We start from the raw sequence: 23,371 nt of genomic DNA, 5'->3' as shown, positions 1-23,371 counted from the left end.
GTCACAGGGACGCCGGCGGGGGTGTTAGCGTGCCCGGCAGAGCTGTGACGGAGCCGAGTAGCGCACCGGGCCGCCAGTTGAAGAGAGCCGCCGGTTGCTGCGAGGCGGTCTGGCCCCGGCGCGCGAAGACCCTCCCGAGCTGCGGGAAGAACGGCAGGTCGGGAAGGACGCCCTTCCGGCCGCGCCAAGTAGAGCCCGCCCGGCTGGCCCCGGTGAAAAGGCGACGAGACGAGGCCCCCGTCCGCGGGGGCGAAGGTGTGGTGGCACCGCGAGGTTTCCCGCTCGCCCACACCTGACGGGGCTGAGGCGATGCTTCGCCGCCCACGGGCGGCGCAGGCGTCGCGATCGATCGAGGAGCAGCCCGCCGTGCAACGCATCCCTTCCACGCAACTCTCCACCCATGTCGGCGTGCCCGTCCGGATCGCCGGCTGGGTGCACCGCCGCCGGCTGCTCAAGTCGGTGGCCTTCCTGATCGTCCGGGACGCGGCCGGCCTCGCCCAGGTGGTGGTCGTCGACCCGGCCGTGCGCGCCGAGGTGGAGGCACTCACCGAGGAGACGGTCGTCGAGGTCACCGGCACGGTGGTCGCGAACCCGACGGCCCCCGCCGGGGTCGAGCTGACCGGGCCGACGGTACGACCGCTCGGGCCGCCCGCGCAGCCGCCGCCGTTCGACCTGTACCGGCCGGCGTTGACCGCGAGCCTGCCCACCCAGCTCGACCACGCGCCCGTGGCGTTGCGCCATCCGACCCGCGCGGCGGCGCTGCGCGTCTCGGCGGCGGCGGTGTCCGGGTTCCGGGCCACGCTCGACGCCCGCGACTTCGTGGAGATCCACACGCCGAAGGTGGTCGGCTCGTCCACCGAGAGCGGGGCGAACGTCTTCGCGCTGGACTGGTTCGGCCGGCCCGCGTACCTGGCCCAGTCGCCGCAGTTCTACAAGCAGCTCATGGTCGGCGTCTTCGAGCGGGTCTACGAGGTCGGGCCGGTGTTCCGGGCCGAGCCGCACGACACCGTGCGGCACCTGGCGCAGTACACCTCGCTCGACGCCGAGCTGGGCTTCGTCACCGACCACCGCGACGTGATGGCCGTGCTGCGGGACACGGTGGCCGGCATGCTCGACGCCGTACGCGGGCGGGCCGCAGCCGCGCTCGCCACCCTCGGCGTCGAGGCCCCCGAGGTGCCGGCGGAGATCCCCGCCGTGCACTTCACCGAGGCGCTCAGGATCGCGGGGGCACCGGCCGACGAGCCCGACCTCGCCCCGGCGCACGAGCGGGCGCTGGGCGAGTGGGCGCGGCGGGAGCACGGCTCGGAGTTCCTCTTCGTCACCGGCTACCCGATGGCGAAGCGCCCCTTCTACACGCACCCGGACCCGGCGCGGCCCGCGTACTCCAACGGGTTCGACCTGCTCTTCCGGGGCCTGGAGCTGGTGACGGGCGGGCAGCGGCTGCACCGGCACGCCGACTACCTGGCGGCGCTCGCCGCGCGCGGCGAGCCGGTCGAGCCGTACGCCGGCTACGTCGACGCGTTCCGGCACGGGATGCCGCCGCACGGCGGTTTCGCCATCGGGCTGGAACGCTTCGTGGCCCGGCTGACCGGCGCGGCCAACGTCCGGGAGGTGACCGCCTTCCCCCGCGACCTGCACCGGCTCACCCCGTAGGGCGGATCGCCGCGACGGCTGGGGGGGTGACGTCGGGCGCTGCGGCGTCGTCCCCCGGCCCGCGCCGGAGGTCAGCCCCGGGCGGCCAGCCGGCCCCGCAGCGCCCGGCGGGCGAGCGGACCCAGCTCCTCGACCACCTCGACGAGCACCGCGAGGCGTTCCAACGAGTCGAAGGCGTCGCCCGCGCCGCTCGGGTCGACCCCCTCGAAGAGTTCCAGGCCGACGAACGCGGCCGAGATCGCGCGGGCCAGCCCCGCCGGGTCGGCGACGGGGGCGAGCGGCGAGTCGCGCAGCAGCCGGCGCAGCACGGTCTCGATCTCGGCCGTCCACAGCCGCAGCGCGGCGGCGGTCGACTCCGCGAGCCGCTCGTCGGTCTGGGCGCCGGCGAGCAGTTGGGCCAGGACGGCGACGTTGCCCCCGGCCCGTTCCTGTTCGTGCAGGGCGCGGCCCAGGTCGAGCAGCTCGCGCAGGGACCGTACCGCCGCGAAGCGTTCGCGGTAGACGGCGACGCGGGCCGTCGTCGCGTCGCGGCACGCCTCGGCGAGCAGGGCGTCGACGCTGCCGAAGTGGTAGAAGACCAGGGCCTGGTTGACCCCGGCCGCCGCGGCGATGGTGCGGGCCGAGGCGCCGGCGATGCCGTGGGTACGGATCGCCGCGAGCGCCCCGTCGATCAGCTTCTGGCGGGTGGCGGCCATGGGGTCCTCTCCGTCAGTCCCCGGGATTCTCCCGCAGTGGCCGCACCGCCGCCGGCACGGGTGCCAGGTCGGGCCGGACGTAGCGGACGGTGAAGCTGCCCGTGTAGCCGAACAGCGGCCCGACGAGCGGGTTTGTCACCCGCACCTCGATGCGGAACCGTCCGCTGCGCTCGTCGTACCACTCCCGCAGGTGCGCGCGGCCGGTGAGGGCCGCCGGGCAGGGCACCCCGCCGCGGAAGCGCTGGGCGCCGCTGCGCACGGTCAGCGCGCCGGTCGGATCGACGCCCAGGTGCAGGTCGACGGCGAGGTGCTGGTGGGTGCCCAGGTAGTCGACCAGGACGCCGCGGCGCGGGCTGTAGACCATCGTGGCGTCGAAGCGGCGGCGACGGTGCGTCGCCACCTCGAAGGTCCGCACGAAGGTCAGCGTGGGCCGGCGGTACGAGTCGGCGTAGGCGTAGCTCTCGATGGTGAACGGGACGTCCACGCCGGTCTCGGGGAACAGGATGTGCCGCAGGGTGCCCAGGCGCAGGAACGGCGCGGTGAAGGCGGGGCCCCGCCAGACGCGTTCCATGACGCCGGTGCCCACGCAGCCCACGTCGGTGCCCCCGTCGACGCCGAAGCGACGCCGTAGCCGGGGGTGCAGTCGGTCGAAGTCGGCGCCCAGGGCGCGTTGGAAGACGGAGGTCACAGCTTCTCCAGCAGGGACGGCGGTCGGGCGGCGAGCCGGTCGGGCGGCCGGCGTCGGCAGCGGCGGGCGGCCGGGGTGTGCGGGTGGGGTGGCAGCGCCACCGCGAGGACCGTGGCGGCGAGCGCCGTGAGCGCCGTGGCGATGGGGTCGTCGGTGGCGCGGGCGGTCAGGGCGCCGACGCCCGCGACCGCGAGCGTCCGCAGGGCGACGTCGCGGGCGGCGTTGCCGAGGGCGCGTTCCGGCGGTACGCCCTGCTCCAGCCAGAGCCGCAGCCGGTCGAACGACCACGCCGTCGCCCAGCCGAACGCCGGGCGGAACGCCAGGTCGGCGAGCCGGCCCCAGGGCCCCCAGCGGGGTGCGTACGTGTAGCCGGTCAGGAAACGCACCCCGGCCGGGCCGGGCACGTACCGCCAGTAGCCCGAGCCGGACGCGATCAGGGAGCGGCGGTCGTCGGAGCCGAAGCGCAGTGCCGAGGTGCGGGTGCCGTCCGGCCGGGTCCGCTCACCGGCGTGCACGCCGTAGCCGCCGATCCGTACGGCGGGCAGCACCCGCGTGGCGTAGCGGAACCGGGCGGGCGTCGAACCCGGCACGGGGTCGATGCTGGTGAACCTGGCGTCCCAGCGCGGGTGCGTCGCGGGGTCCTGCGTCGCCCACCACACCTGTTCCATCGGCGCGTCGACGAGCGTCTCGACGTAGATGGTCGGCACGCGGGCCTCCTCCCCCTTGTTGAGCGGTCGCTCAAACGGGAGCGTACCGGTATTTGAGCGAACGCTCAAGACGCCGGATCGCCGGTCGACGACTTCGGCGTCCCGCCGCCCGGGACCGGCCCGCGGGGTAGGAAGAAGCGGTGGGCCGGCGGACCGGCAGGGCGACGGGTGGGCGGCTCCGGGTGGCGCTGCGCGACCTGCTGCACCTGCGCGCGCAGCCCGGCGCCCACCGCGTCGCGCTGCGGGCCGGGATCAGCGTCCTCGTGCCGCTGCTCACGGTGCTGGCGGCGGGCCGCCCCGACTGGTCGCTGTACGCCGCGTTCGGGGCCTTCACCTCGCTCTACGGGCGCAACCACGTGCACCTGTCCCGGGCGGCGATGCAGGCGAGCGCCGGGGTCGCGCTCACCGCGTCGGTGATCCTCGGCGTGCTGGTCGGCTCGTTGGAGTCGCGCACGTGGATCCTGGTGCCGGTCGCGGCGGTGGTCGCGGCGCTGGGCGCCGTGCTCGCCGCCGCGCAGGACTGGCACCCGCCGGGCCCGCTCTTCCTGGTCTTCGGCTTCGGCGCCGTCGCCTCGGTCCCGCATCCGCTCGCCGAGGTGTCGACGGCGGCGGGCGTGGCCGGGCTCAGCGCGCTGTTCGCGCTGCTCGTCGGCAACGTCGGCAGCCTCCTGCGGCGGCAACGCAGCCGGCCGGCGCGGCTGCGGCACGTCTGGTCCTGGGAACCGGCGCGCTACGCCCTGGCCGTGCTGCTGGCCGGCGGCACGGCGACGGCGGTCGGGATCGGGCACCCGTACTGGGCGATGGTGGCTGCCGTCGCGCCGCTCAGCGCCCGGGGCGTCGCCGCCCAGCTGGTGCGGGCCGGGCACCGCATCATCGGCACCCTGCTCGGGCTGCTCACCAGCGCGGCACTGCTCGCCCCGGCGTTGTCGCCGGTGGCCACCGTGCTGGTGGTGGCGGCGCTCCAGATCGTCGCCGAGTTGCTGGTGGGGCGCAACTACGGGCTGGCGCTGCTGTTCATCACGCCGATGGCGCTGCTGATGGGCCAGCTCGCGGCGGCCCGCCCCGTGGGGTCGCTGCTGCTCGACCGGGGGGTCGAGACGGTGATCGGGGCCGGCATCGGCGGGGCGATCGTGCTGTGCCAGCCCTGGCTCCGGCGGCGCGGCGTCGCGCCGCCCGCCGAGGCGACCTGACCGCGCGGGGCCGGGCCGGGCAGGCCCCGGTGACTCCCCGTGAAGAGGGCGACGGCGGGGTCGTGCTCGGCCACGACGACGTGACCAGGTCGATCCGCGCCGGTCAGCTCGTGACGAGGGTGGACAGGTGGCGCTCGACCACCGGCAGCACGTCGGCCACGCCGACCGGGCGGCCCAGCTCGGCGGTGAGCGAGGTGACCCCGGCGTCGCGGATGCCGCAGGGCACGATCCGGTCGAAGTGCCCCAGGTCGCAGTCGCAGTTGACGGAGAAGCCGTGCAGGGTCACGCCGCGGGCGACCCGGATGCCGATCGCGGCCACCTTGCGGGCCGGACCCCGCTCGTCCTGCGGCACCCAGACCCCGCTGCGCCCCTCGACCCGCCCGGCGGTCAGCCCGAACTCGGCGCAGACGTCGATCAGCAACTGCTCGGTGCGGCGGACGTAGGCGACCACGTCGACCGGGTCGGGCAGCCGCACGATGGGGTAGCCGACGAGCTGCCCCGGGCCGTGCCAGGTGATCTTGCCGCCGCGGTCCACGTCCACGACCGGGGTGCCGTCCATCGGGCGGTCCCACGCCTCGGTGCGCTTGCCGGCGGTGTAGACGCTCGGGTGCTCCAGCAGCAGCACCGTGTCGCCGCGCTCGCCGGCCACCACCGACCCGTGCAGCCGGCGCTGCTCGTCCCAGGCGGCCTGGTAGTCGAGGACACCGGCGCGGACGGCCGTGAGGCCGGGGGTCGTCGTGGTCACGCCGCCAAGCCTAGACCCGTACCGGCCGGTCACCTTCGGTGACGCGGCTCACGACCGGGCCCGTCGGCGGGGCCGCGACCGGACCGGTCGGCGACGACTCAGCCCTGCGGGACACGCCACAGCCACACGTCGTCCACCCGCTCGGGCGGGCCGAGCAGCGCGGTCACGGTGCGCCGCACCGCCTCCTCGTCGACCGGCCACTTCGCCCCGTGCGCCTCGTCGGCCAGCACGACCGTCTCGACCCGCCAGTACCGCAGGTCGGCGCGGGTCTCCAGGATGCTGCCCTCGGTGATGATCGGCACCAGCCCGGTCCGGCCGGCCTGGTCCACCAGCGCGGCGAACGGGCGCGGCGGCGGGCCGATCCGGCCCCGCCCGTCCGGGCCGCCGGGCCCGAGGAAGAAACCGGAGGGGATGGCGAACTCGCCCTGCCGGTGCGCCAGCGCGTACGCCTGCCAGCGCTGCCCGTCGGGGTAGACGTCCAGGGCCAGCGGCACCGGGGTCAGCACCCCGCCGGGCGAGACGTACTCCCGCCAGGTCCCGGCGGTGATGAAGCGCGGGATCGGCTCACGCTCGGTGGTCAGCAGCGGCACCGGCACCAGCGGCACCAGGGCCAGCGCGAACGCCGCGCACCAGGCCAGCCGCGTGCGGCGGCGCCGGGGCCCGTCGGCGCGCAGCCGGTCGACGGCGTACGCGAGCAGCACGCCGATGACCGGCGCCACGACCAGCGCCAGCCGGGCGGGCAGGGCGGCGTTCACCACCGGCAGGTGCCCGAGCAGGTCGAACGGCAGCGGCAGGTCGAAGCGGCGGCCGTCGACCTTGGCCACCGGGCCGAACGACAGCACCGTGAAGACGACGGCGGTCACGCCCAGCGCCCAGAGCGTCGCCCGGCGGCCCGCGTCGGCCCCGCGCCACAGCAGCACGAAGCAGGCGACGGCGAGCAGCAGCAGCGGCAGGCCGAAGAACGAGTTCTCCTCCGTCGGGTTGGGCGCCAGCCGGGTGCCCAGCCCCACCTCCCCGGCCAGCGACCGGCGCGGGTACGCCCCGTACGCGGCGACGTCCTCGGAGTGGATCACCGCGTCGAAGCCGGTGCCGTGGAAGCGCTGCGGGCCGGCGAAGTGCAGCCACAGCGGGTACGCCAGCAGCACCCCCGCCACGACGGCGGCGGCCCCGAGGCCGCGCAGGAAGTTCGGCAGCGCCGCGCGGGCCTCGGCGCGGCGGGCCGGGTGCAGCGCCCAGACGGCGACGAAGACGCCGAGCGCCAGCGCGGTGAAGAAGAGTCCCTCGGCGGCGATGGAGAAGGCGACGGCGACGAGCACGCCGAGGATCGCGCCGTCGCGCAGCGGGTGCCGGGAGCGGCGCAGCGCGAAGGTACGCCAGATCAGCAGCGGCACCAGCCAGCCCGCCGTCCAGTTCAGGTGGGCGTTGGCGTGCGAGACCATGCCGGGGGAGAAGCCGACGAACAACCCGCCGACGGCGGCGGCGAACGGGCTGCGGAGCAGGTGCCGGGAGAGTAGCCAGTACCAGGCGAACGCGGTGGCGGCCAGGTTGAGGGTGAGGATCACCAGGAACGTGGCCGGCGGCCCGATCAGGTACGTCAGCGGCGCGAAGACCACCGCGTACACGGTGATCGAGGTGTTGACCGCGAGGTTCACCCCGTCCGGGACGTTGACCAGGTAGGTGAAGAGCGGGTTGTCGCCGTGGGTCACCGCGTGCCCGCCGAAGGCCAGCAGCCACTCGAAGAGCGCCTGGTCGCTGGAGTTGACCGTGATGGTGCGGGTGTTCGGGTCCCGCCACAGCCCGCTGGTCACCCAGACGGCGAGGGCCAGCGCGACCAACGCCACGGCCAGGTCGGCCCGCCGGTGACGGCCGACGCGGGGCGGCGAGGCCGGCGAAGGCGCCAGGGGCGGGGAGGTCGGCACGCAGCGGACGTTACCAACCGCACCGGGGCAGGCCGGTCAGGACGCCCATCCTTCCGGCCGTGGATGTGTGACCGTGCTCTATGTCACAGCGCCGCCCGGCCCGCTTCGGCCCCGACGGCGGGGTGCCCGGCCTCCGTGGGGGCCGGGCCCGCCGCCCGGGCGGCCCGGCCGCTGATCGCACGCAGGTACGCGACGAGTTCCGGCGGCTCGTGCACCTCGAACTCGCAGCCGAGCGTCAGCAGCCGCCAGGCCAGCCATTCCAGTGTGTCGGTGTGCCCGCTCAGCCGGCAGCTGTTGGCGTCGATCGGCACGAGATCGCCGGGCGCGTCGCCGACCCGGCCGGCCATCGCCTCGACGGGGGCGTGCAGGGTCGCCACCGCCCGGTGCGTCGGGGTCCGTTCGAGCAGCTTCTTCGTTACGTACGCGGCCAGGTACCACCGGCGTCCCGCCGACACCAGCCGGTGCGGCTCCACGCGGCGTTCGGCGGCCACGCCGTCGTGCCGGCGGTAGGCGAACCGCAGCCGCTCGCGGTTGGCGATGGCGGCGGCGAGCCCGGTCAACTGCTCGGGACCCACCGTCGGCCGGCTCCAGGTCAGCATGGACTCGGTCGCGGCGCTCAGCGCACCGACGCGGTGCCGCAGCCGGGCGGGCAGCACCTGCTCCAGCTTTGTCAGCGCCCGCACCGACGCCTCCTCGATGCCGGTCACCGCGTGCCCGGCGGCGGTCCGCAGGCCCACCGCGATCGCCACGGCCTCCTCGTCGTCGAGCAGCAGGTCGGCTGCCACCCGCGCTCGCGGCGCTCGCGAAGCGTTTCGGTGTCCGCGACGCCAGCCTCTACACCCACATTCGGGGCCTCGCCGACCTGCAGGAGCGCGTGGCGCTGCTCGCGCTCACCGAATGGGCCGACGCGCTGGGCGCCGCCGTGGCGGGACGCTGCTACGCGCTGCTGCGCGGCTACGACCTCTCCGAACCCGACGCCACCGACGCGGTCCGGTTGCTGCGCAGCACCTTGCACGGTTTCAGCGACCTGGAGGCGCTCAGCGGGTTCACCGCCGGTCGCAGTGTCGACGCCTCATGGCGGCGGGCGGTCGACACGCTCCACCACACGCTGGCCAACTGGTCGAAGATCTAGAAACCCGACAGGAGAAACCCATCCTCACCGGCACGCTCACCCTCGACGGCACTCCCATCGACTACCGCGACCGGGGGGACGGTCCTCCGCTGCTGCTCCTGCCCGGCGGCGTGGGCCACGCCGGCATCCTCGACGGGCTCGCCGCGCACCTGGCCGATCGCTACCGCGTCGTCGCCATGTCCAGCCGGGTGGTTTCGGCCCGGCCGGGCACGGAGCACGGCGACCAGCACCCGAGGACCTACGCCGAGGACACCCTCAACCTGATCGAGGCGCTCTTCGACGAGCCGCCGACCGTGTTCGCCTTCAGCGCCAGCGCCATCACCACCCTCGAACTGCTGGCCCGCCACCCCGACCGCCTCCGCCTCGCGGTTGTCCACGAGCCCCCGGTGCTCGGCCTGCTGCCGGACGCCGGACGCCACCGGGACGCGCTCGAAGCGGTCCGGACAGCCGCGCGTACCCGGAGGATGGACGAAGCGGCTCGGCTCATGGCCGAGACCATGACGGCCCTGAAGCCCGGCACGGACTCCCCGGACCTGCGCCACCCCGGCGACTGGCTCGACGGCTACACCGAAACCCTCCCCGAACCGCCCACCCCGGAGCTGCTGGAGCTGCTCTCGCTGCTCAGCGAGCTCCAACCGCTGTTCCTGGAACACATCCTTATCCCGTTCACCACAAGTGAGGTCAACCTGGCCGCGCTCGGCGCGGCGGGCCCGCGACTGGTCCCCGTCGCCGGCGTCGACTCCCGGGGCCAGCTTCCCTACCGGGCCGCCGCAGCCCTCGCCACCGGGCTCGAACTCCCCCTGAACGAGCTCCCCGGCGGCCATCTCGGGCCCATTGAACGCCCCGCGCAGTTCGCCGGCGCGCTCAGGGCGCTCATCGAAGGACGCTGACGCGAGGGGGGTGGACCTAGTTGGTGAGGGCGGCGCGCAGGGCACCGGCCAGGTCGGGGTGGCGGTAGGTGAAGCCGGCCCCGGTGAGCACCCCCGGCAGGACGCGGGTGCTGGTCAGCGCCTCGTGGGCGAAGCCGCCGAGCGCCAGCTTCAACGCCAGCGCCGGGATGGGGACGACCGCCGGCCGGTGCAGTTGCCGGGCCAGCTCCCGGGTGAACTCGGCGTTGGTCACCGGGGCCGGCCCGACCACGTTGACCGGCCCCGCGACGTCGTCGCGCGCCAGCAGGAACCGCACGGCGTCCAGCCAGTCGGTCATCGAGATCCACGGCAGCCACTGCCGGCCGCTGCCGAGCCGGCCGGCGATGCCCAGCCGGAACGGCAGTAGCTGCGGCTTGAGCAGCCCGCCGTCGCGGTGCAGCGGCAGCCCGGTGCGCAACCGCACCACGCGTACGCCCGCGTCCTCCGCCGGCCGGGTCGCGGCCTCCCAGACCCGGCAGACGTCGGCCAGGAAGCCCTCGCCCGCCGGGGCGTCCTCCTCGACCACCCGGTCGCCGGTGTTGCCGTACCAGCCGACGGCCGAGGAGTTGAGCAGCGCCCCGGGGCGGTCGCCCGGCGGCAGTGCGGCGATGGCGCTCGCCAGCGCGGTGGTGGTGTCGACCCGGCTGGACCGGATCAGTTGCCGGTACCTGTCGTCCCACCGCTTGTCGCCCACGCCCGCGCCGCCCAGGTTGAGCACCGCGTCCGCCCCGGCCACCACCGCCGGGTCGAGCTGCGCGGCGGCCGGGTTCCAGCGCCGCTCGGCGGGGGTGCGCGGCGGCCGGCGGACCAGCCGGGTGACCTGGTGCCCGTCCGCCGAGAGCCGGTCGGCGAGCCGGGTGCCGAGGAAGCCGGACGCGCCGGCCATGAGGATCCGCATACCCCCATCTTCGGGTACGGGGCCCGGCACGGACGCGCCGAGCGGCACGAGCCACCGCTGACGCCTGCCGCCCGAACCACGTCGACCCGGTCGTCGACGGGTTTGGCTACGACCCCGTCGGCGCGTCCGACCGTCACCGGTCCTGGCTGCGGAGGTCGGCCAGGAGGCGTTCGACCTCCGCGAAGGCGTCGTCGGGCAGCGGCCCGAGGGCGAGGGTGGCGAAGTTCTCCCGCGCCTGGGCCACCGTCCGGCAGCCCGGGATCGGCACCGCCCGGGGGCTGCGGGCGAGCAGCCAGCCGAGCGCGCCCTGGGCGAGGGTGCGGCCGTCGGCGGTGAGCGCCGCCCGGATCCCCTGCACCCGGGCCGCCCACGCGGGAGTCGGCCGGCCGTCGGTGAACCAGCGCAGCCACTCGGGGGCCATCCCGCGCACGTCGTCGCGGCCGACGGCCCGGGTGGAGCCGCTGAGCAGCCCCATCGCCAGCGGCCCCCGGTTCAGGGCGGCCAGGTCCGCCGCCTCGCACACCGCCAGCATCCGGGCGTTGTCCAGCAGCACCGACTGGTCGTGCTGGATCGCGGCGCAGTGCGCTCCGGCCGCCGCGAACGCCTCGGCCGACGCCGGGTCGTCGGTGCTCCAGCCGTACGCCCGGATCTTGCCCTGGGCGACGAGGTCCTCCAGCGTGCCGACCAGGTCGAGCGCGGCGGGCACCGGCAGGTCGTTGATGTGCAACTGGTAGAGGTCGACGTGGTCGGTGCCGAGCCGGCGCAGCGACTCCTCCAGGCTCGTCACCGCGTAGGCGGGGCTGGCGTCGGTGCCGGTCCACCGCCGCGTCGCCTCGTCGGCGCGGTTGCCGAACTTGGTGGCGATCACCGCCCGGTCGCGACGGCCGGCGAGTGCCCGGCCGAGGACCCGCTCGCTGTGCCCGGCGCCGTAGTTGCTGGCCGTGTCGAAGAGGGACACCCCGAGGTCGAGCGCGGCGTGGACGGTGCGGACCGACTCGTCGTCGTCCACCTCACCCCAGCCGAACGGCTGCCCTCCGTCGCCCCACAGGGGCCCACCGATCGCCCAGCAGCCCATACCGAGCGCGCCTACCTCGATTCCGCTGCGGCCAAGAACTCGTGTCGTCGTCATGCCCCACAGCGTTCAACCTGGAGTGCGCTCCAGGTCAAGTACGCTGCCGGAATGAGTGGCTACGGACCCTCCGAGGCGGCCCGGCGCAGCGGCTTCAGCCTCGACACCCTGCGCTACTACGAGAAGATCGGCCTGCTCGGTGGGATCGGGCGCACCTCGGGTGGTCGGCGCGTCTTCACCGACGACGACCTGGGCTGGCTGGTGCTGTTCCGCTGCCTGCGTGACACCGGCATGCCGATCGCCGAGATGACCCGCTACGCCGAGCTGGCCCGCGAGGGCGGGCACACCACGGGCGAGCGCCTGGCGCTGCTACAGGGGCACGCGGAGCGGGCCGAGGAGCAGATGCGCCTGCTGCAACGCCAGTACGACCACCTGCGCGAGAAGATCCGCTTCTACGAGCGGCTACCGCCCCCACCTGACGCCACCGCCCCGCCCACGCCCGCCCCACCCACGACCGCCCTGAGCGCCGCCGCAGGGGCCGCTCCATGATCGGATGATGTCCCGCCGGGGCTGAGCCGGCGCTGGGGCCGGTGCTCCGTCAAACGATCACGGCTCGCTGAGTCCAGCGCAGAGAGACGCGGCGTCGGGGGCGGGTCGTCGTGGGGGTAGCTGGCGCCCGCCGTCGACCCGGCGGCTCTGCGCCCGCTCGTCGGCCGAACCGCCCGCTCGCCCGGCGGATTCGACCGGTCGGTGCGGCTGGCCGGTCAGCGAGCGTCACCGGCGCCAGCGCCTCGGTCGCGTCCGTGATCGGATGACGTTCCGCCGGAGCTTTGCCGGCGCTGAGCCCGGCCCTCCAACAGAGGATCATGGCCGTCGGGGTGGAGCGGCGACGGCGGGGGAGCGGCGACGGCGAGGGTCGGCGGGGAGCGGCGACGGCGGGGGTCGGCGGGGAGCGGCGACGGCGGGGTCGGCAGGGGTTCAGGGAGCGAGGCGGGGCAGCACCGGCGTGAGCGGGTCGAGCGCGTCGGCGCGTACGACGAAGCGGGTGATGCCCCAGCGACGCCGGTGCACGGCGACCGCCGCGACGATCTCGTCCTCGGTGCCGATGAGCACGAACGGGGTGGCCAGCAGCTCGGGCACGCTCAGGCCGACGTCGGCCGCCGTGGGCGCGGCGGCGGCCTCCGCGTCGTCGGTGACGATGGTCTGCTGCACGAGCGCCTCCAGCGCCGGTGGGTCGGCCCGCCCGGTCGCCCCGGCCGCCACGCAGCCGAGCTGCTGCTCGATGTCCGCCTCGCGCCAGCGCACCTCGTGCGCGTAGCCGTCGGGCAGGGTGCGGCCGAGACCGGAGAGACCGACCACGTCGGCGTGGGCGCCGGCCCAGCGCAGCAACCGGGAGTTGGCGGTGCCGATCGTGAGCGGGATCCGGGCCCGCACCGGCCGGGGCTTGTCCAGGCGGGCCGCCCGCATCGTCAGCTCGGGGGAGTCGACGGTGACCTCCTCGCCGTCGAGCAGGGCGCGGACGGCCTCGGCGACGGCCAGGCAGCGGCGTACCCGGCCGGCGACGTCGGGGCGCTCCCGGCCGACCGCGAGCCACTCGGCCGGCGTGTGGCCGGCGCCGAGGCCGAACCGGGCCCGCCCGCCGGAGAGCAGGTCGAGGCTGGCCACCTCGGAGGCGAGCAGCATCGGCTCGCGGACGCCGGCGTTGGAGACGTACGAGCCGAGGCCGATCCGCTCGGTCACCGCCGCGGCGGCGGCCAGGGCGACGAACGGGGACGCCGCCAGGCCGGGATGGTCGGCGGTGGACAGGGCGTCGAAGCCGGCGGCCTCCACCCGCCGGGCCAGGTCCAGCCAGCTCGGGCCGTCGGACGGGGTCGCCTGGAGGGTGAAGGTCGCCATCCGCCCACCCTGCCGGGCATCGGGCGCGGGACAAAGCCCGAAGACGGCGATTCTGCTACCGGCAGACCGACCCGCCGGACCGGGTCACCCGGCCGGTCGACCCGGTGAGCATGCTCTGCCGCGCAGTGATCCCGGTCGAATGAGTTACGCGGTGCCGTGCCGCCGTGGCGGGCGCGCACGGGTGGTTACGCGGTGCCGTGCCGCCGTGGCGGGCGCGCACGTGTCACGTCGACGGTTCGTCCGGCGCGGGTTCGTGCCAGCGGGCCCGCCAGGCGGCCTCGTGCGCCTCGTGGGTGGCCTTCTCCTCGAAGACCATCTCGCGCAGCGCGCGCCGGGAGTCCGCCATGACCACCGCCTCGATCGTCACCAGCCCGATGCAGATGGCGGTGAGCAGGGCGAAGGCGGCCAGTGCCGGCAGGCGTTGGCCGACCGGGATGGTGGCGGCGAGCAGCAGCACCGTGCCGAGCCGCGTCCAGGACAGGGTGCGCAGGGTGCGCAGCTGGAACAACATGTTCGCGACCAGGTAGCAGATCACCCCGCCGAACAGCAGCGGCACGCCGGGGCCGTGCGTCGGCTCGGTGACCGGTGCGGCGGGGTCGGCGATCTGGTGCACCAGCTCCTCGGCACCGAGGGAGAACATGATGATGCCGGCGATCATCGGCAGGTAGAGGTAGGCGTACGCGTCGCGGGCCATCGCCACCCGGGCCGGGCCCTCGGCCGCGTGCAGGGCGATGCGGGCGGCGGGCCCGACCACGTCGTAGTGTGCCCACCACAGGGCGGCCGTGAAGAAGATGCCGAGCACCGACGCGATGACCTCCGGCCAGCTCGGTGGCCGGCCGAGCAGGTTGCTGCCGACGCCGACGGAGATGACCGACTCGCCCAGGGCGATGATCAGGATGAGGTCGTACCGCTCGGTCCAGTGCTCCGCGGAGGTCAGCGTCCAGCCCCAGTTGCGGGCGAACACGCTTCCGCCGTACTGGAGCACGATGACGCTGATCCAGAGCCCGTCGCGGACGACCCCGGCCCGGTCCGGGTCGGCGATCTGCGGCGGGACCAGCGCGGCGGCGGTGAGCAGCAGGGTGCTGACCACCAGCTCGGGGAGGTACCGCACCAGCAGCCGTCGCTCAACCGGGTCGTCCCTGGTGAAGTTCCAGTGCAGCAGCAGGTGCACGGCGCGGATGACCACGTAGCTGACCGCGACGACGATCGGCCCGGCGGCCACGTCCTGCAGGTCGCCGAACGCCTGGGGCAGCGACAGCGCGAAGCTGAACAGCGCGGCCATGGCCACGACCATCAGCACCGGTACGAAGCCCTCGCCGAGCCGGACCCGGGTGGCCACCACGGAGTGCACCACCCAGATCCACCACAGCACGGCCAGCACCAGCAGGGCGTGCAGGAGCTGCGAGCCGGTGATGTTGGCCGCGGTGGCCCTGGTGATGATGAAGAACGAGAAGACGAAGACCAGGTCGAAGAAGACCTCGAACCGGTCGACCCGGGCCCCGGGGGCGATCGAGACCGCGGGTCCCAACCGCCCGCGCCACCGGAAGCCCGCCATCCCACCACTCTGGCAGCGCCCCGATGCCCCCGGGACAAATTCGGACAGCCGGCCGGACGGCGAAGGGCGCCCCGGTCGACCGACCGGGGCGCCCTTCGTGTGTCGCTACCGGGTCACAGACCCAGCTCGGCCTCGAAGCTGCCGGACTCCAGCCGCTCCTTGATCGCGACCAGGAAACGGGCGGCGTCCGCGCCGTCGATGATCCGGTGGTCGTACGACAGGGCCAGGTAGACCATCGACCGGACGGCCACGACCTCGCCCAGCTCCGCGTCGTTGACCACGACCGGCCGCTTGACCACGGCACCCGTGCCGAGCATCGCCGACTGCGGCGACGGCACGATCGGGGTGTCGAAGAGGGCGCCCCGGCTGCCGGTGTTGGTCAGCGTGAAGGTTGCCCCGGCCAGCTCGTCCGGGCTGATCTTGTTGGTCCGGGTGCGCTCCGCCAGGTCGGCGATCCGCTTGGCGATGCCACCCAGGTTGAGGTCGCCGGCGCCGTGGATCACCGGCACCATCAGGCCGCGCTCGGTGTCCACGGCGATGCCGAGGTGCTCCGAGTCCGGGTAGGTGATCGTGCCGGCGTCGAGGTCCATGCTGGCGTTGACGATCGGGTGCGCCTGCAACGCCTCGATGGCGGCCAGGGCGAAGAACGGCAGGAACGACAGCTTCACGCCGTGGCGCTGCTGGAACGACTCCTTGGCCTTGGCCCGCAGCTTGGCGACCTTCGTGACGTCCACCTCGACGACCGTGGTGAGCTGGGCCATCTCGTGCAGCGACTCGTGCATCCGCTTGGCGATGACCGCGCGGATCCGGGGGAGCTTCTCGGTGCTGCCGCGCTTCGGGCTCGGCTGCGCCTTGGCGGCCGGCTTGGCCGGGGCCGCCGCGGGCTGCTGCTGCGCCGGGGCCGGCGCGGCCTTGGCCGCCTTCGCCTTCTCCGCCGCCTCCAGCACGTCCTGCTTGCGGATCCGGCCGCCGACGCCGGTGCCGTTGACCGAGGAGAGGTCGACGCCGTGCTCGCCGGCCAGCTTGCGCACCAGCGGGGTCACGTAGCCGGCGGCCTCCTCGCCGCCCTGGGCGGGCGCCGACGGGCGCTGCGCGGCGGGGGCCGACGGTACGGCCTTCTGCTCGGCCTGCGCGGGCTGCGCCGAGGTCTCAGCCTCCGCCGACGGCTCGTTGTACGACATGCCCGGGGTCGGCTCCTCGACCTTGGGCTCGGGCTTCGGCTCCGCCTTGGCCTCGGGCTTCGGCTCGGGCTTCGGCTCCGCCTTGGCCTGCGGCTTCGGTTCCGCCTTGGGCTCCGGCTTCGCCTCGGCCGGAGCGGCGCCGGCGGCACCGATCACGGCGAGGTCGGCGCCGACCGCGGCGGTCTCGTCCTCCGGGACCTTGATCTCCAGGACCGTGCCGGCCACCGGCGACGGGATCTCGGTGTCGACCTTGTCGGTGGAGACCTCCAGCAGGGGCTCGTCCACCTCGACGGTGTCGCCGACCTGCTTGAGCCAGCGGGTGACCGTGCCCTCGGTGACGCTCTCGCCGAGGGCCGGCATCTTGACCGGGGTGCCCTCGCCCGACGGTGCCGGCTCGGCCTGCTCCTGGGCCGGCGGCTCCTCGACGGCCGACTGCTCCGCCTCGGCCTGCGGCTCGGCGGCGGCCTCGGCGGCCTCCTCGGCCGGCTCCTCCTGCTGCTGCGGGGCGGCCTCACCGCCGCCGGTGGACTCGCCCTCGCCCGCGATCACGGCCAGCTCGCTGCCGACCTCGGCGGTCTCGTCCTCGCCGACCACGATCCGGCTCAGCACGCCCGCCGCCGGGGACGGGATCTCGGTGTCGACCTTGTCGGTCGAGACCTCGAGCAGGGGCTCGTCGACCTCGACGGTGTCGCCCTCCTGCTTGAGCCAGCGCGTGACGGTGCCCTCGGTGACGCTCTCACCGAGCCGGGGCATGGTGACCGATACCGGCATCTTCAAAGACTCCTTCATTTCCCTGGTGGGATCATCGCCCGTCGCCGGACGCCGCGGTTGTCGTGATCAGGCGTGCGCGTGCAGCGGCTTGCCGGCGAGCGCCAGGTGCGCCTCGCCCAGGGCCTCGTTCTGCGTCGGGTGGGCGTGCACGAGCTGCGCCACCTCCGCCGGGTACGCCTCCCAGTTGAAGATGAGCTGCGCCTCGCCGACCATCTCGCCGACCCGGGCGCCGACCATGTGCACGCCGACGACGGGGCCGTCGGACACCCGGACGAGCTTGACGAAGCCGGCCGTCTTGAGGATCTGGCTCTTGCCGTTGCCGCCCAGGTTGTAGTTGTAGGTCTTGACCTTGTCGGCGCCGTACTGCTCCTTGGCCTTCGCCTCGGTGAGGCCGACCGAGGCCAGCTCGGGGTCGGAGTAGGTGACGCGGGGGATGCCGGCCTCGTCGATGACGGCCGGGTTCTGCCCGGCGATCTCCTCGGCGACGAAGATGCCCTGCTGGAAGCCCCGGTGGGCGAGCTGGAGGCCGGGCACGATGTCGCCGACGGCGTAGACGTTCGGCACGCCGGTGCGCAGCCGCTCGTCGGTCAGCACGTAGCCGCGGTCGGTCTTGACGCCCTGCTCCTCGTAGCCGAGGCCGGCGGTGTTCGGGCCGCGCCCGACGGCCACCAGCAGCAGCTCCGCCTCGACGGTCTCGCCGCCGGCGATGGTGACCTTGACGCCCGTGTCGGTCTTCTCGACCTTCTCGAACGGCTTGCCGACCTTGAAGTTGATCTTCCGCTTGCGGAACGCCCGCTCCAGGGCCTTCGAGGACTCCTCGTCCTCCGCCGCGACCAGCCGGGGCAGCGCCTCGATGATCGTGACGTCCACGCCGAAGGACTTCCACACGCTGGCGAACTCGACGCCGATCACGCCGCCACCGAGCACGATCGCCGAGGCCGGGATCCGGTCGAGCGTGAGGGCGTGGTCGCTGGTGATGACGCGCTCGCCGTCGACCTCCAGCCCGGGCAGGCTCTTGGCGTACGAGCCGGAGGCCAGCACGACGTTGCGGCCGGTGTAGCGCTTGCCGTCGACCTCGACGACGTTCCTGCCGACCAGCTTGCCGTGGCCCTCGACGATGGTGATCGCCTTGTTGCCCTTGAGCATGCCCTGCAGGCCCTTGTAGAGCCGCGAGACGACGCCGTCCTTGTACGCGTTCACCCCGGCCATGTCGATGCCGACCAGCTCGGCCTTCACGCCGAACTGCTCCGACTCGCGGGTCTGGTCGGCGATCTCCGCCGCGTGCAGCAGGGCCTTGGTGGGGATGCAGCCGTTGTGCAGGCAGGTCCCCCCGAGCTTGCCCTTCTCGACCAGCGCGACCGTCAGGCCCAGCTGGACGGCGCGCAAGGCGGTCGCGTAGCCGCCGCTGCCACCTCCGAGGATGACGATGTCGAAGGTTGCGTCGTTCGGCTCGCTCACGTCCAACTCCCAGGTCGCGTCGCTGCTTCGGGGGTCACCGTGGGGTAACACGGACACACCCCACCTCGGTCATCTTGTCACCACCGCCCGCCGCCCGCGTAGTGAGGTGCCCAACGACACGTCCGTGACACGTACGCTTGGCGTTGGTTTCGAGCACGACTGACGGCCCGTCCCGCAGGACGGGCGAAGGGGGAGACGCGCGGTGGGACTGTTCCGGCGACGCAAGAAGGCGCGGGCGGTCAGCCTCGACCGCGCCGCCGACCGCGCGGACCTGGAGCACCTCGAGGGCTTCATCCGCAGCCGGCGGGGGGTCGAGGCGTACATCGAGCCACGGACCACAGTCACCGAGACCACTGTCATGCTGATCGCCGACGACGGGGAGTGGACCCGCCGCCGCGTCGACGGGCCGGACGGCGCGCGGCGCTTCGCGTACCGGATGGGCATTCCGGTCTACGACGTGCGGCTGATGGGCTACCCGCAGCGGATGCGCGACTACAACGAGCGCCGCAAGCGCCGCCCCGAGCTGTTCTGATCCGGTCTCCGCGCCGGCCACGGGAAACGGAGAAGGGCCCCCCGTCGCCGAGGGGCCCTTCCGTGCGTCAGCCGTTGGCGGCGACGTCCTGCACGAGCTCGACCAGTGTGCGCACCGGCACGCCCGTGCCGCCCTTGGTCCAGTAGCCGGTCGGCTCCCCCGAGTGGTAGCTCGGGCCGGCGATGTCGATGTGCGCCCAGGCGACGTCGTCGGTGACGAACTCCCGCAGGAACACACCGCCCTGCAGCATGTGACCGGCCCGGTCCATGCCGGCGTTGACCTGCGAGATGTCGGCCACCTCGGAGTCCATGCCCTTGCGCACGTCGTCCGGCAGCGGCATCGGCCAGGCCGGCTCGCCGACCGCGTCACCGGCGACCTTGACCCGCTCGCACAGCTCGGGGGTGCCCATCACGCCGGCGATGCGCTTGCCCAGCGCGACGACCTGACCGCCCGTGAGGGTGGACGTCTCGAAGAGGTAGTCACAGCCGTCCTCGCAGGCCCGCGCCATCGCGTCGCCCAGGACCATCCGGCCCTCGGCGTCGGTGTTGAGCACCTCCACCTTCTTGCCGTTGTACATGCTGATCACGTCACCCGGCCGGTACGACCGCCCGGACGGCATGTTCTCCGCCATCGGCAGGTATCCCGTCACGGCCACCGACGGCTTGAGCGCGGCGACCGCCAGCATCGTCGCGGCCACCGCGGCGGCGCCACCCATGTCGGACTTCATCTCCCACATGCCCTGCGCCGGCTTGATCGAGATGCCGCCGGTGTCGAAGGTGATGCCCTTGCCGACCAGCGCCACCCGCTTGCCGTTGCCGCCGTCCGCCGGCGTGTAGCTGAGCTTCACCAGCCGCGGCGGGGCCTCCGAGCCCTGCCCGACGGCGACGATGCCGCCGTAACCGCCGGCGACCAGGGCGGTCTCGTCGAGCACCTCGACCGTCAGGCCGGCCTCGCGGGCGGCGTCGGCCACCGAGTCGGCGAAGGACGGCGGACGCAGCTCGTTCGGGGCCGTGTTGACCCAGTCCCGGGTGCGCCGGACCGCGCCGCCGACCACCTGGGCGCGGGCGATCTCGGCCTGCGCACCGGCGTCACCGGCATCCGGCACGGCGACGAGGACCTCGGCCACCGGCTCGCGCCGGGTCGGCTGCGGCCGGGTCTTGTAACCGGCGAAGCGGTACCCGCCGAGCAGCGCGCCCTCCGCCACCGCCCGCAGCGCGGCCGGCGCGTCGGCGTCGTCCGGCAGCGGCAGCGCGAGGGCCACCCGCGGGGCACCCGCGAGCGCCCGCACGGCCGCGCCGGCGGCCCGGCGCAGGGTCTCCGGTGCCGGGGCGGCGCCGGTCGGCTCCGGGCCGAGCCCGACGGCGGCGATCACCGGGGCGGTCACGGTGCCGAGCGTGGCCAGCTTGATCACCTCGCCGGGGCCACCGGTCGCGCCGAGCAGGGCCAGCGTCTCGGTCAGCTTGCCGTCGAAGGCGACCGCGATGCTCTCCGCGCCACTGGCCAGCAGCAGACCGCCGGTGGCGGCCTGCTCTCCAGTGTGGCTGTGCAGGCCGATCACGATCGCGTCGACGGCGAGTTCGGCGGGGTCGGTGTCGACCAGTCTCAGGGTGGTGCCGGGCGATGTCACTGAAGCTACTCCGGGCGGGCCGGGCCGGTCGCGTCGTCGCGTACCGGCGATGGAGGTCTCCGGCGGAACGTACCCGCCGAAGGTCGGGGCTGTCCCGCCGACGACTCCGACGGGTCCCCGCCGATGCTAACCAGCCGGCCACCCCCCGGTAAGTTCCCACCATGACCGACGTGACCTCCGCCGCCGCCGCGACCCGGCCGCGCCGCTCCCCGCTGCACGAGCGGCACACCGCTCGCGGCGCGAAGTTCGCCCCGTTCGGGGGCTGGGAAATGCCCCTGGAGTACGCCGGCGGCGGGGTGCTGAAGGAGCACGCCGCCGTGCGGACCCGGGTGGGTGTCTTCGACGTCTCGCACCTGGGCAAGGTGCGGGTGACCGGGCCGGGCGCTGCGGAGTTCGTCAACGCCTGCCTCAGCAACGACCTGGGCCGCATCGGGCCGGGCCGGGCGCAGTACACCCTCTGCTGCGACGAGGCCACCGGCGGCGTGGTGGACGACATCATCGCCTACCTGCACGCCGACGACCACGTCTTCCTCATCCCGAACGCCGCGAACACCGCCGAGGTGGTGCGCCGGCTGCGCGCCGCCGCCCCGCCGTCGGTCACGGTCACCGACGAGCACGAGGCGTACGCCGTCCTCGCCGTGCAGGGGCCGCGCTGCGCGGAACTGCTCGGGACGTTGGGCCTGCCGACCGGGCACGACTACATGAGCTTCTCCACCGCCGTCCTGGACGCCGCCGCCGGCCCGGTGGAGCTGACCGTGTGCCGCACCGGCTACACGGGCGAGCTGGGCTACGAGCTGGTGGTGCCGGCGGGCGACGCGGTCGCGGTCTGGGACGCGCTCTTCGCGGCGGACCCCGAGCTGCGCGCCTGCGGGCTGGCCGCCCGGGACACCCTGCGCACCGAGATGGGTTACCCGCTGCACGGCCAGGACCTGTCGCCCGAGATCACCCCGGTGCAGGCCCGCTCCGGCTGGGCGGTCGGCTGGGACAAGCCGGCCTTCTGGGGCCGTGACGCGCTGCTCGCGGAGAAGGCCGCCGGCCCGAGGCGTACGCTGCGCGGCCTGGTGGCGGTCGACCGGGCCATCCCGCGCCCCGGCATGACTGTGCACGTCGGCGACACGCAGGTCGGCATCGTCACCAGTGGCACGTTCTCACCGACGAGGAAGCAGGGCATCGCCCTCGCCCTGCTGGACACGGACCCGAAGCTCGCCGACGGCGACCTGGTCGAGGTCGACATCCGCGGCCGCCGCGCCCCCCTCCGCCTAACCCGCCCCCCTTTCACCACCCCCTCGGTCAAATAACCCCCCACGCTGCGTTGATCATGAAGTTATTGCTGCGACACGCCGATGTCGAGGGCAACAACTTCATGATCAACGCGTGTGGGTGGGGGTGGGTGGGGGTTAGAGCTGGGGGTGGGGGCGTTCGCCGGCGTCCAGGACGGCCTGGGTCCAGCCGCCCTCGATGACGCCGGTGCCGTCGAGCACCGCCCAGTCGACGACGTCGGCCGCCGCCACCACCACTGGCGAGCCGATACGCACCGTGGGGTCGGTGTTGGCGTCGCAGGCGCCGGCGGCCACGATCCGCTCCGGCTCCTCCCACGAGGTCACCCCGGCCCAGACCAGCTCCGGCCCGTCGTCGCCGGGCAGGCCGTACTTCACCACGAGCTGCGTGTCCGGCGGAAGCTGACCGGCGAGGAACCGGGCACGGATGTCGTCCAGCGAGGCCCGGGCGGTGGCGACCGCCCGGCTCATCGCGTCGCCCGACCGGGCGTAACGCACGTCCGGCTGGATGCCGCTGAAGAGCGTGGCGCAGGCGGCGGCGAAGTAGCGGCCGTCCGGCCCGGTGTACCCGGCCGGCGGGCGCAGGCTGAGGAACGAGTCGGCGTCGGGGTCGGTGGCCGGGTCCAGCTCCAGGCGCAGCAGCACCGGCGCCGTCGCCCCGTGCTGCTCCGGATTGCCGTACGCGACCGCGATGTCGTGCCCGGTCACCGTCGCCAGCACCGGTAGCTGCACGAACGCGGGCACCTCCTCGCCGGAGAGCCCGTCGGTCCAGTCGCGCAGCAGCCGCCGGGCCGCGCCGGTCAGCACCGCACCCCAGGCCCGGGTCAGGTGGTCCGGCACCCCCTGGGTCTGCAACTCCAGCAACCCGAAGCGGCGCAGCCCCTTCGTGGTGAACCAGAGCCCCTCCGCGTCGGAGGAGTAGGGCACCAGCACCCAGTCGACCAACCGGATGCGCCCCTGCTCGTCGGGGAGCGAGCGCAGCGCCGTCGCCGGGTCGAGGAACCGGAGGCCGAAGACGTCCACCACGTCGCCGTCGACGGATTCGGCGACGGCCGCGGCGACCGCCCGGGCCGCCCACTCGTGGGCCGGCGGCCAGCCCGGCCGGTATTCGGCCTGCACCACCACCAGGTGGCTCGCCGCCGCCAACCGGGCCAGCTGCGCCTCGGTGGCGCCGAACGCGGTGAGCAGGTCCGGTGGCAGCGCGGGGAACTCGGAGATCGGCCGGGTGTCCACGCTCATCAGCGGGCTGTCGAGCATGTGCCGCGCCAGCCCGTGCACCGGCTCGGCCAGCCGGCCGCTGAGCCGCTCGACGGCGGTCTTCGCGCTCACCCTCGGCAACCCCGTCATGGGCACCAGGTAGGTCGCGCTCAGCGACTCCGGAACCGGTACGGGCAGGAAGTCGTCCGTGATGAGCATGTCGTCTCCCGGATGGCCGCGCCGGTGCTGTCGTGGGAGAACGCTACCCGGCGC

At 74.3% G+C, this 23,371-nt stretch carries 21 protein-coding genes; 7 read left to right on the top strand and 14 right to left on the bottom strand.

The annotated features are described in order from the left end of the window. Positions 1-366 precede the first annotated feature (366 nt). The gene (gene aspS, locus ACQ452_RS20595; protein ID WP_433386756.1) at positions 367-1,653 is read left to right on the top strand and encodes an aspartate--tRNA(Asn) ligase; all 1,287 of its coding nucleotides are present in this window, start codon (positions 367-369) and stop codon (positions 1,651-1,653) included. Between the two features lie 71 nt (positions 1,654-1,724). Here the strand turns inward: aspS and ACQ452_RS20590 are convergent, their stop codons facing one another. Genes ACQ452_RS20590 through ACQ452_RS20580 form a run of 3 tightly spaced genes read right to left on the bottom strand, consistent with a single transcriptional unit; the run spans position 1,725 to position 3,743 of the window. Further along, entirely contained in the window at positions 1,725-2,348 is a 624-nt protein-coding gene (locus ACQ452_RS20590) for a TetR family transcriptional regulator (RefSeq protein ID WP_433386755.1), read from the bottom strand. Between the two features lie 13 nt (positions 2,349-2,361). Next, positions 2,362-3,036, bottom strand: coding sequence for a DUF4166 domain-containing protein (locus ACQ452_RS20585; protein ID WP_433386754.1), 675 nt, complete (start codon positions 3,034-3,036; stop codon positions 2,362-2,364). Next, complete coding sequence (locus ACQ452_RS20580) at positions 3,033-3,743, bottom strand: SRPBCC family protein (protein ID WP_433386753.1); 711 nt, start codon at positions 3,741-3,743, stop codon at positions 3,033-3,035. Before ACQ452_RS20580 ends, ACQ452_RS20585 begins: the two co-directional genes overlap by 4 nt. A 140-nt stretch (positions 3,744-3,883) precedes the next feature. Between ACQ452_RS20580 and ACQ452_RS20575 the strand changes: the two genes are divergently transcribed. Then, on the top strand, positions 3,884-4,933 hold the full coding sequence (locus ACQ452_RS20575; RefSeq protein ID WP_433386752.1) for an FUSC family protein: 1,050 nt from the start codon (positions 3,884-3,886) through the stop codon (positions 4,931-4,933). 103 nt (positions 4,934-5,036) lie between these two features. Here ACQ452_RS20575 and lipB read toward each other — a convergent pair whose 3' ends face one another. The 3 genes from lipB to ACQ452_RS20560 form a co-directional block, all read right to left on the bottom strand. After that, a complete protein-coding gene (lipB, locus tag ACQ452_RS20570; protein WP_433386751.1) occupies positions 5,037-5,678 on the bottom strand; it encodes a lipoyl(octanoyl) transferase LipB in 642 nt (213 codons plus the stop codon). Positions 5,679-5,776: 98 nt separating this feature from the next. Beyond that, on the bottom strand, positions 5,777-7,597 hold the full coding sequence (locus ACQ452_RS20565) for a DUF2079 domain-containing protein (protein WP_433386750.1): 1,821 nt from the start codon (positions 7,595-7,597) through the stop codon (positions 5,777-5,779). 83 nt (positions 7,598-7,680) lie between these two features. Continuing rightward, positions 7,681-8,382 (bottom strand): helix-turn-helix transcriptional regulator, encoded by a 702-nt coding sequence (locus ACQ452_RS20560; RefSeq protein ID WP_433386749.1) that lies wholly within the window; start codon positions 8,380-8,382, stop codon positions 7,681-7,683. On the opposite strand from ACQ452_RS20560, the gene ACQ452_RS20555 reads away from it, so the two are divergent. Continuing rightward, positions 8,265-8,729: a TetR-like C-terminal domain-containing protein gene (locus ACQ452_RS20555; RefSeq protein ID WP_433386748.1), complete on the top strand. Its 465-nt coding sequence runs from the start codon at positions 8,265-8,267 to the stop codon at positions 8,727-8,729. The two genes, ACQ452_RS20560 and ACQ452_RS20555, sit on opposite strands and share 118 nt — an antisense overlap. Beyond that, a complete protein-coding gene (locus tag ACQ452_RS20550; RefSeq protein ID WP_433386747.1) occupies positions 8,672-9,619 on the top strand; it encodes an alpha/beta fold hydrolase in 948 nt (315 codons plus the stop codon). The genes ACQ452_RS20555 and ACQ452_RS20550 overlap by 58 nt, the downstream gene beginning before the upstream one ends. Positions 9,620-9,635: 16 nt before the next feature. Here ACQ452_RS20550 and ACQ452_RS20545 read toward each other — a convergent pair whose 3' ends face one another. Both ACQ452_RS20545 and ACQ452_RS20540 read right to left on the bottom strand, forming a co-directional pair. Continuing rightward, the gene (locus ACQ452_RS20545; RefSeq protein WP_433386746.1) at positions 9,636-10,535 is read right to left on the bottom strand and encodes a TIGR01777 family oxidoreductase; all 900 of its coding nucleotides are present in this window, start codon (positions 10,533-10,535) and stop codon (positions 9,636-9,638) included. Between the two features lie 133 nt (positions 10,536-10,668). Continuing rightward, positions 10,669-11,664, bottom strand: a complete 996-nt coding sequence (locus ACQ452_RS20540) for an aldo/keto reductase (RefSeq protein WP_433386745.1) — start codon at positions 11,662-11,664, stop codon at positions 10,669-10,671. 51 nt (positions 11,665-11,715) lie between these two features. Between ACQ452_RS20540 and ACQ452_RS20535 the strand changes: the two genes are divergently transcribed. Further along, positions 11,716-12,153 carry a MerR family transcriptional regulator gene (locus tag ACQ452_RS20535; RefSeq protein WP_433386744.1) on the top strand — a complete coding sequence of 146 codons (438 nt, stop codon included), beginning with the start codon at positions 11,716-11,718 and terminating at the stop codon, positions 12,151-12,153. A 429-nt stretch (positions 12,154-12,582) separates the two neighbouring features. Here ACQ452_RS20535 and ACQ452_RS20530 read toward each other — a convergent pair whose 3' ends face one another. The 4 genes from ACQ452_RS20530 to lpdA form a co-directional block, all read right to left on the bottom strand. Next, entirely contained in the window at positions 12,583-13,500 is a 918-nt protein-coding gene (locus tag ACQ452_RS20530; protein WP_433386743.1) for an LLM class flavin-dependent oxidoreductase, read from the bottom strand. A 223-nt stretch (positions 13,501-13,723) separates the two neighbouring features. Then, entirely contained in the window at positions 13,724-15,055 is a 1,332-nt protein-coding gene (locus ACQ452_RS20525) for a low temperature requirement protein A (protein WP_433386742.1), read from the bottom strand. Positions 15,056-15,168: 113 nt separating this feature from the next. Further along, on the bottom strand, positions 15,169-17,007 hold the full coding sequence (gene sucB, locus ACQ452_RS20520) for a 2-oxoglutarate dehydrogenase, E2 component, dihydrolipoamide succinyltransferase (protein WP_433386741.1): 1,839 nt from the start codon (positions 17,005-17,007) through the stop codon (positions 15,169-15,171). A gap of 66 nt (positions 17,008-17,073) precedes the next feature. Beyond that, positions 17,074-18,465: a dihydrolipoyl dehydrogenase gene (gene lpdA, locus ACQ452_RS20515; protein WP_433386740.1), complete on the bottom strand. Its 1,392-nt coding sequence runs from the start codon at positions 18,463-18,465 to the stop codon at positions 17,074-17,076. A gap of 202 nt (positions 18,466-18,667) precedes the next feature. Between lpdA and ACQ452_RS20510 the strand changes: the two genes are divergently transcribed. Next, on the top strand, positions 18,668-18,997 hold the full coding sequence (locus ACQ452_RS20510) for a hypothetical protein (protein ID WP_433386739.1): 330 nt from the start codon (positions 18,668-18,670) through the stop codon (positions 18,995-18,997). Between the two features lie 67 nt (positions 18,998-19,064). Here the strand turns inward: ACQ452_RS20510 and ACQ452_RS20505 are convergent, their stop codons facing one another. Next, complete coding sequence (locus tag ACQ452_RS20505; RefSeq protein WP_433386738.1) at positions 19,065-20,624, bottom strand: leucyl aminopeptidase; 1,560 nt, start codon at positions 20,622-20,624, stop codon at positions 19,065-19,067. Positions 20,625-20,785: 161 nt separating this feature from the next. On the opposite strand from ACQ452_RS20505, the gene gcvT reads away from it, so the two are divergent. Beyond that, positions 20,786-21,922 (top strand): glycine cleavage system aminomethyltransferase GcvT, encoded by a 1,137-nt coding sequence (gcvT, locus tag ACQ452_RS20500; protein ID WP_433386737.1) that lies wholly within the window; start codon positions 20,786-20,788, stop codon positions 21,920-21,922. A 99-nt stretch (positions 21,923-22,021) separates the two neighbouring features. Here the strand turns inward: gcvT and ACQ452_RS20495 are convergent, their stop codons facing one another. Then, positions 22,022-23,317 carry a DUF2314 domain-containing protein gene (locus ACQ452_RS20495; RefSeq protein WP_433386736.1) on the bottom strand — a complete coding sequence of 432 codons (1,296 nt, stop codon included), beginning with the start codon at positions 23,315-23,317 and terminating at the stop codon, positions 22,022-22,024. Positions 23,318-23,371: the final 54 nt, after the last annotated feature.

The organism is Micromonospora sp. KLBMP9576, assembly GCF_050941805.1.
In the GTDB taxonomy this organism is placed as follows: Bacteria; Actinomycetota; Actinomycetes; order Mycobacteriales; family Micromonosporaceae; genus Micromonospora.
This window is presented reverse-complemented; position numbering and strand designations above follow the sequence as displayed.

Coding starts and splice junctions, on each gene's coding strand:
- ACQ452_RS20495 (WP_433386736.1), bottom strand. CDS start 23,317: ATGCTCATCACGGACGACTTCCTGCCCGTACCGGTTCCGGAGTCGCTG.
- ACQ452_RS20550 (WP_433386747.1), top strand. CDS start 8,672: ATGGCGGCGGGCGGTCGACACGCTCCACCACACGCTGGCCAACTGGTC.
- ACQ452_RS20540 (WP_433386745.1), bottom strand. CDS start 11,664: ATGACGACGACACGAGTTCTTGGCCGCAGCGGAATCGAGGTAGGCGCG.
- ACQ452_RS20545 (WP_433386746.1), bottom strand. CDS start 10,535: ATGCGGATCCTCATGGCCGGCGCGTCCGGCTTCCTCGGCACCCGGCTC.
- sucB (WP_433386741.1), bottom strand. CDS start 17,007: ATGCCGGTATCGGTCACCATGCCCCGGCTCGGTGAGAGCGTCACCGAG.
- ACQ452_RS20590 (WP_433386755.1), bottom strand. CDS start 2,348: ATGGCCGCCACCCGCCAGAAGCTGATCGACGGGGCGCTCGCGGCGATC.
- gcvT (WP_433386737.1), top strand. CDS start 20,786: ATGACCGACGTGACCTCCGCCGCCGCCGCGACCCGGCCGCGCCGCTCC.
- ACQ452_RS20530 (WP_433386743.1), bottom strand. CDS start 13,500: ATGGCGACCTTCACCCTCCAGGCGACCCCGTCCGACGGCCCGAGCTGG.
- ACQ452_RS20525 (WP_433386742.1), bottom strand. CDS start 15,055: ATGGCGGGCTTCCGGTGGCGCGGGCGGTTGGGACCCGCGGTCTCGATC.
- ACQ452_RS20535 (WP_433386744.1), top strand. CDS start 11,716: ATGAGTGGCTACGGACCCTCCGAGGCGGCCCGGCGCAGCGGCTTCAGC.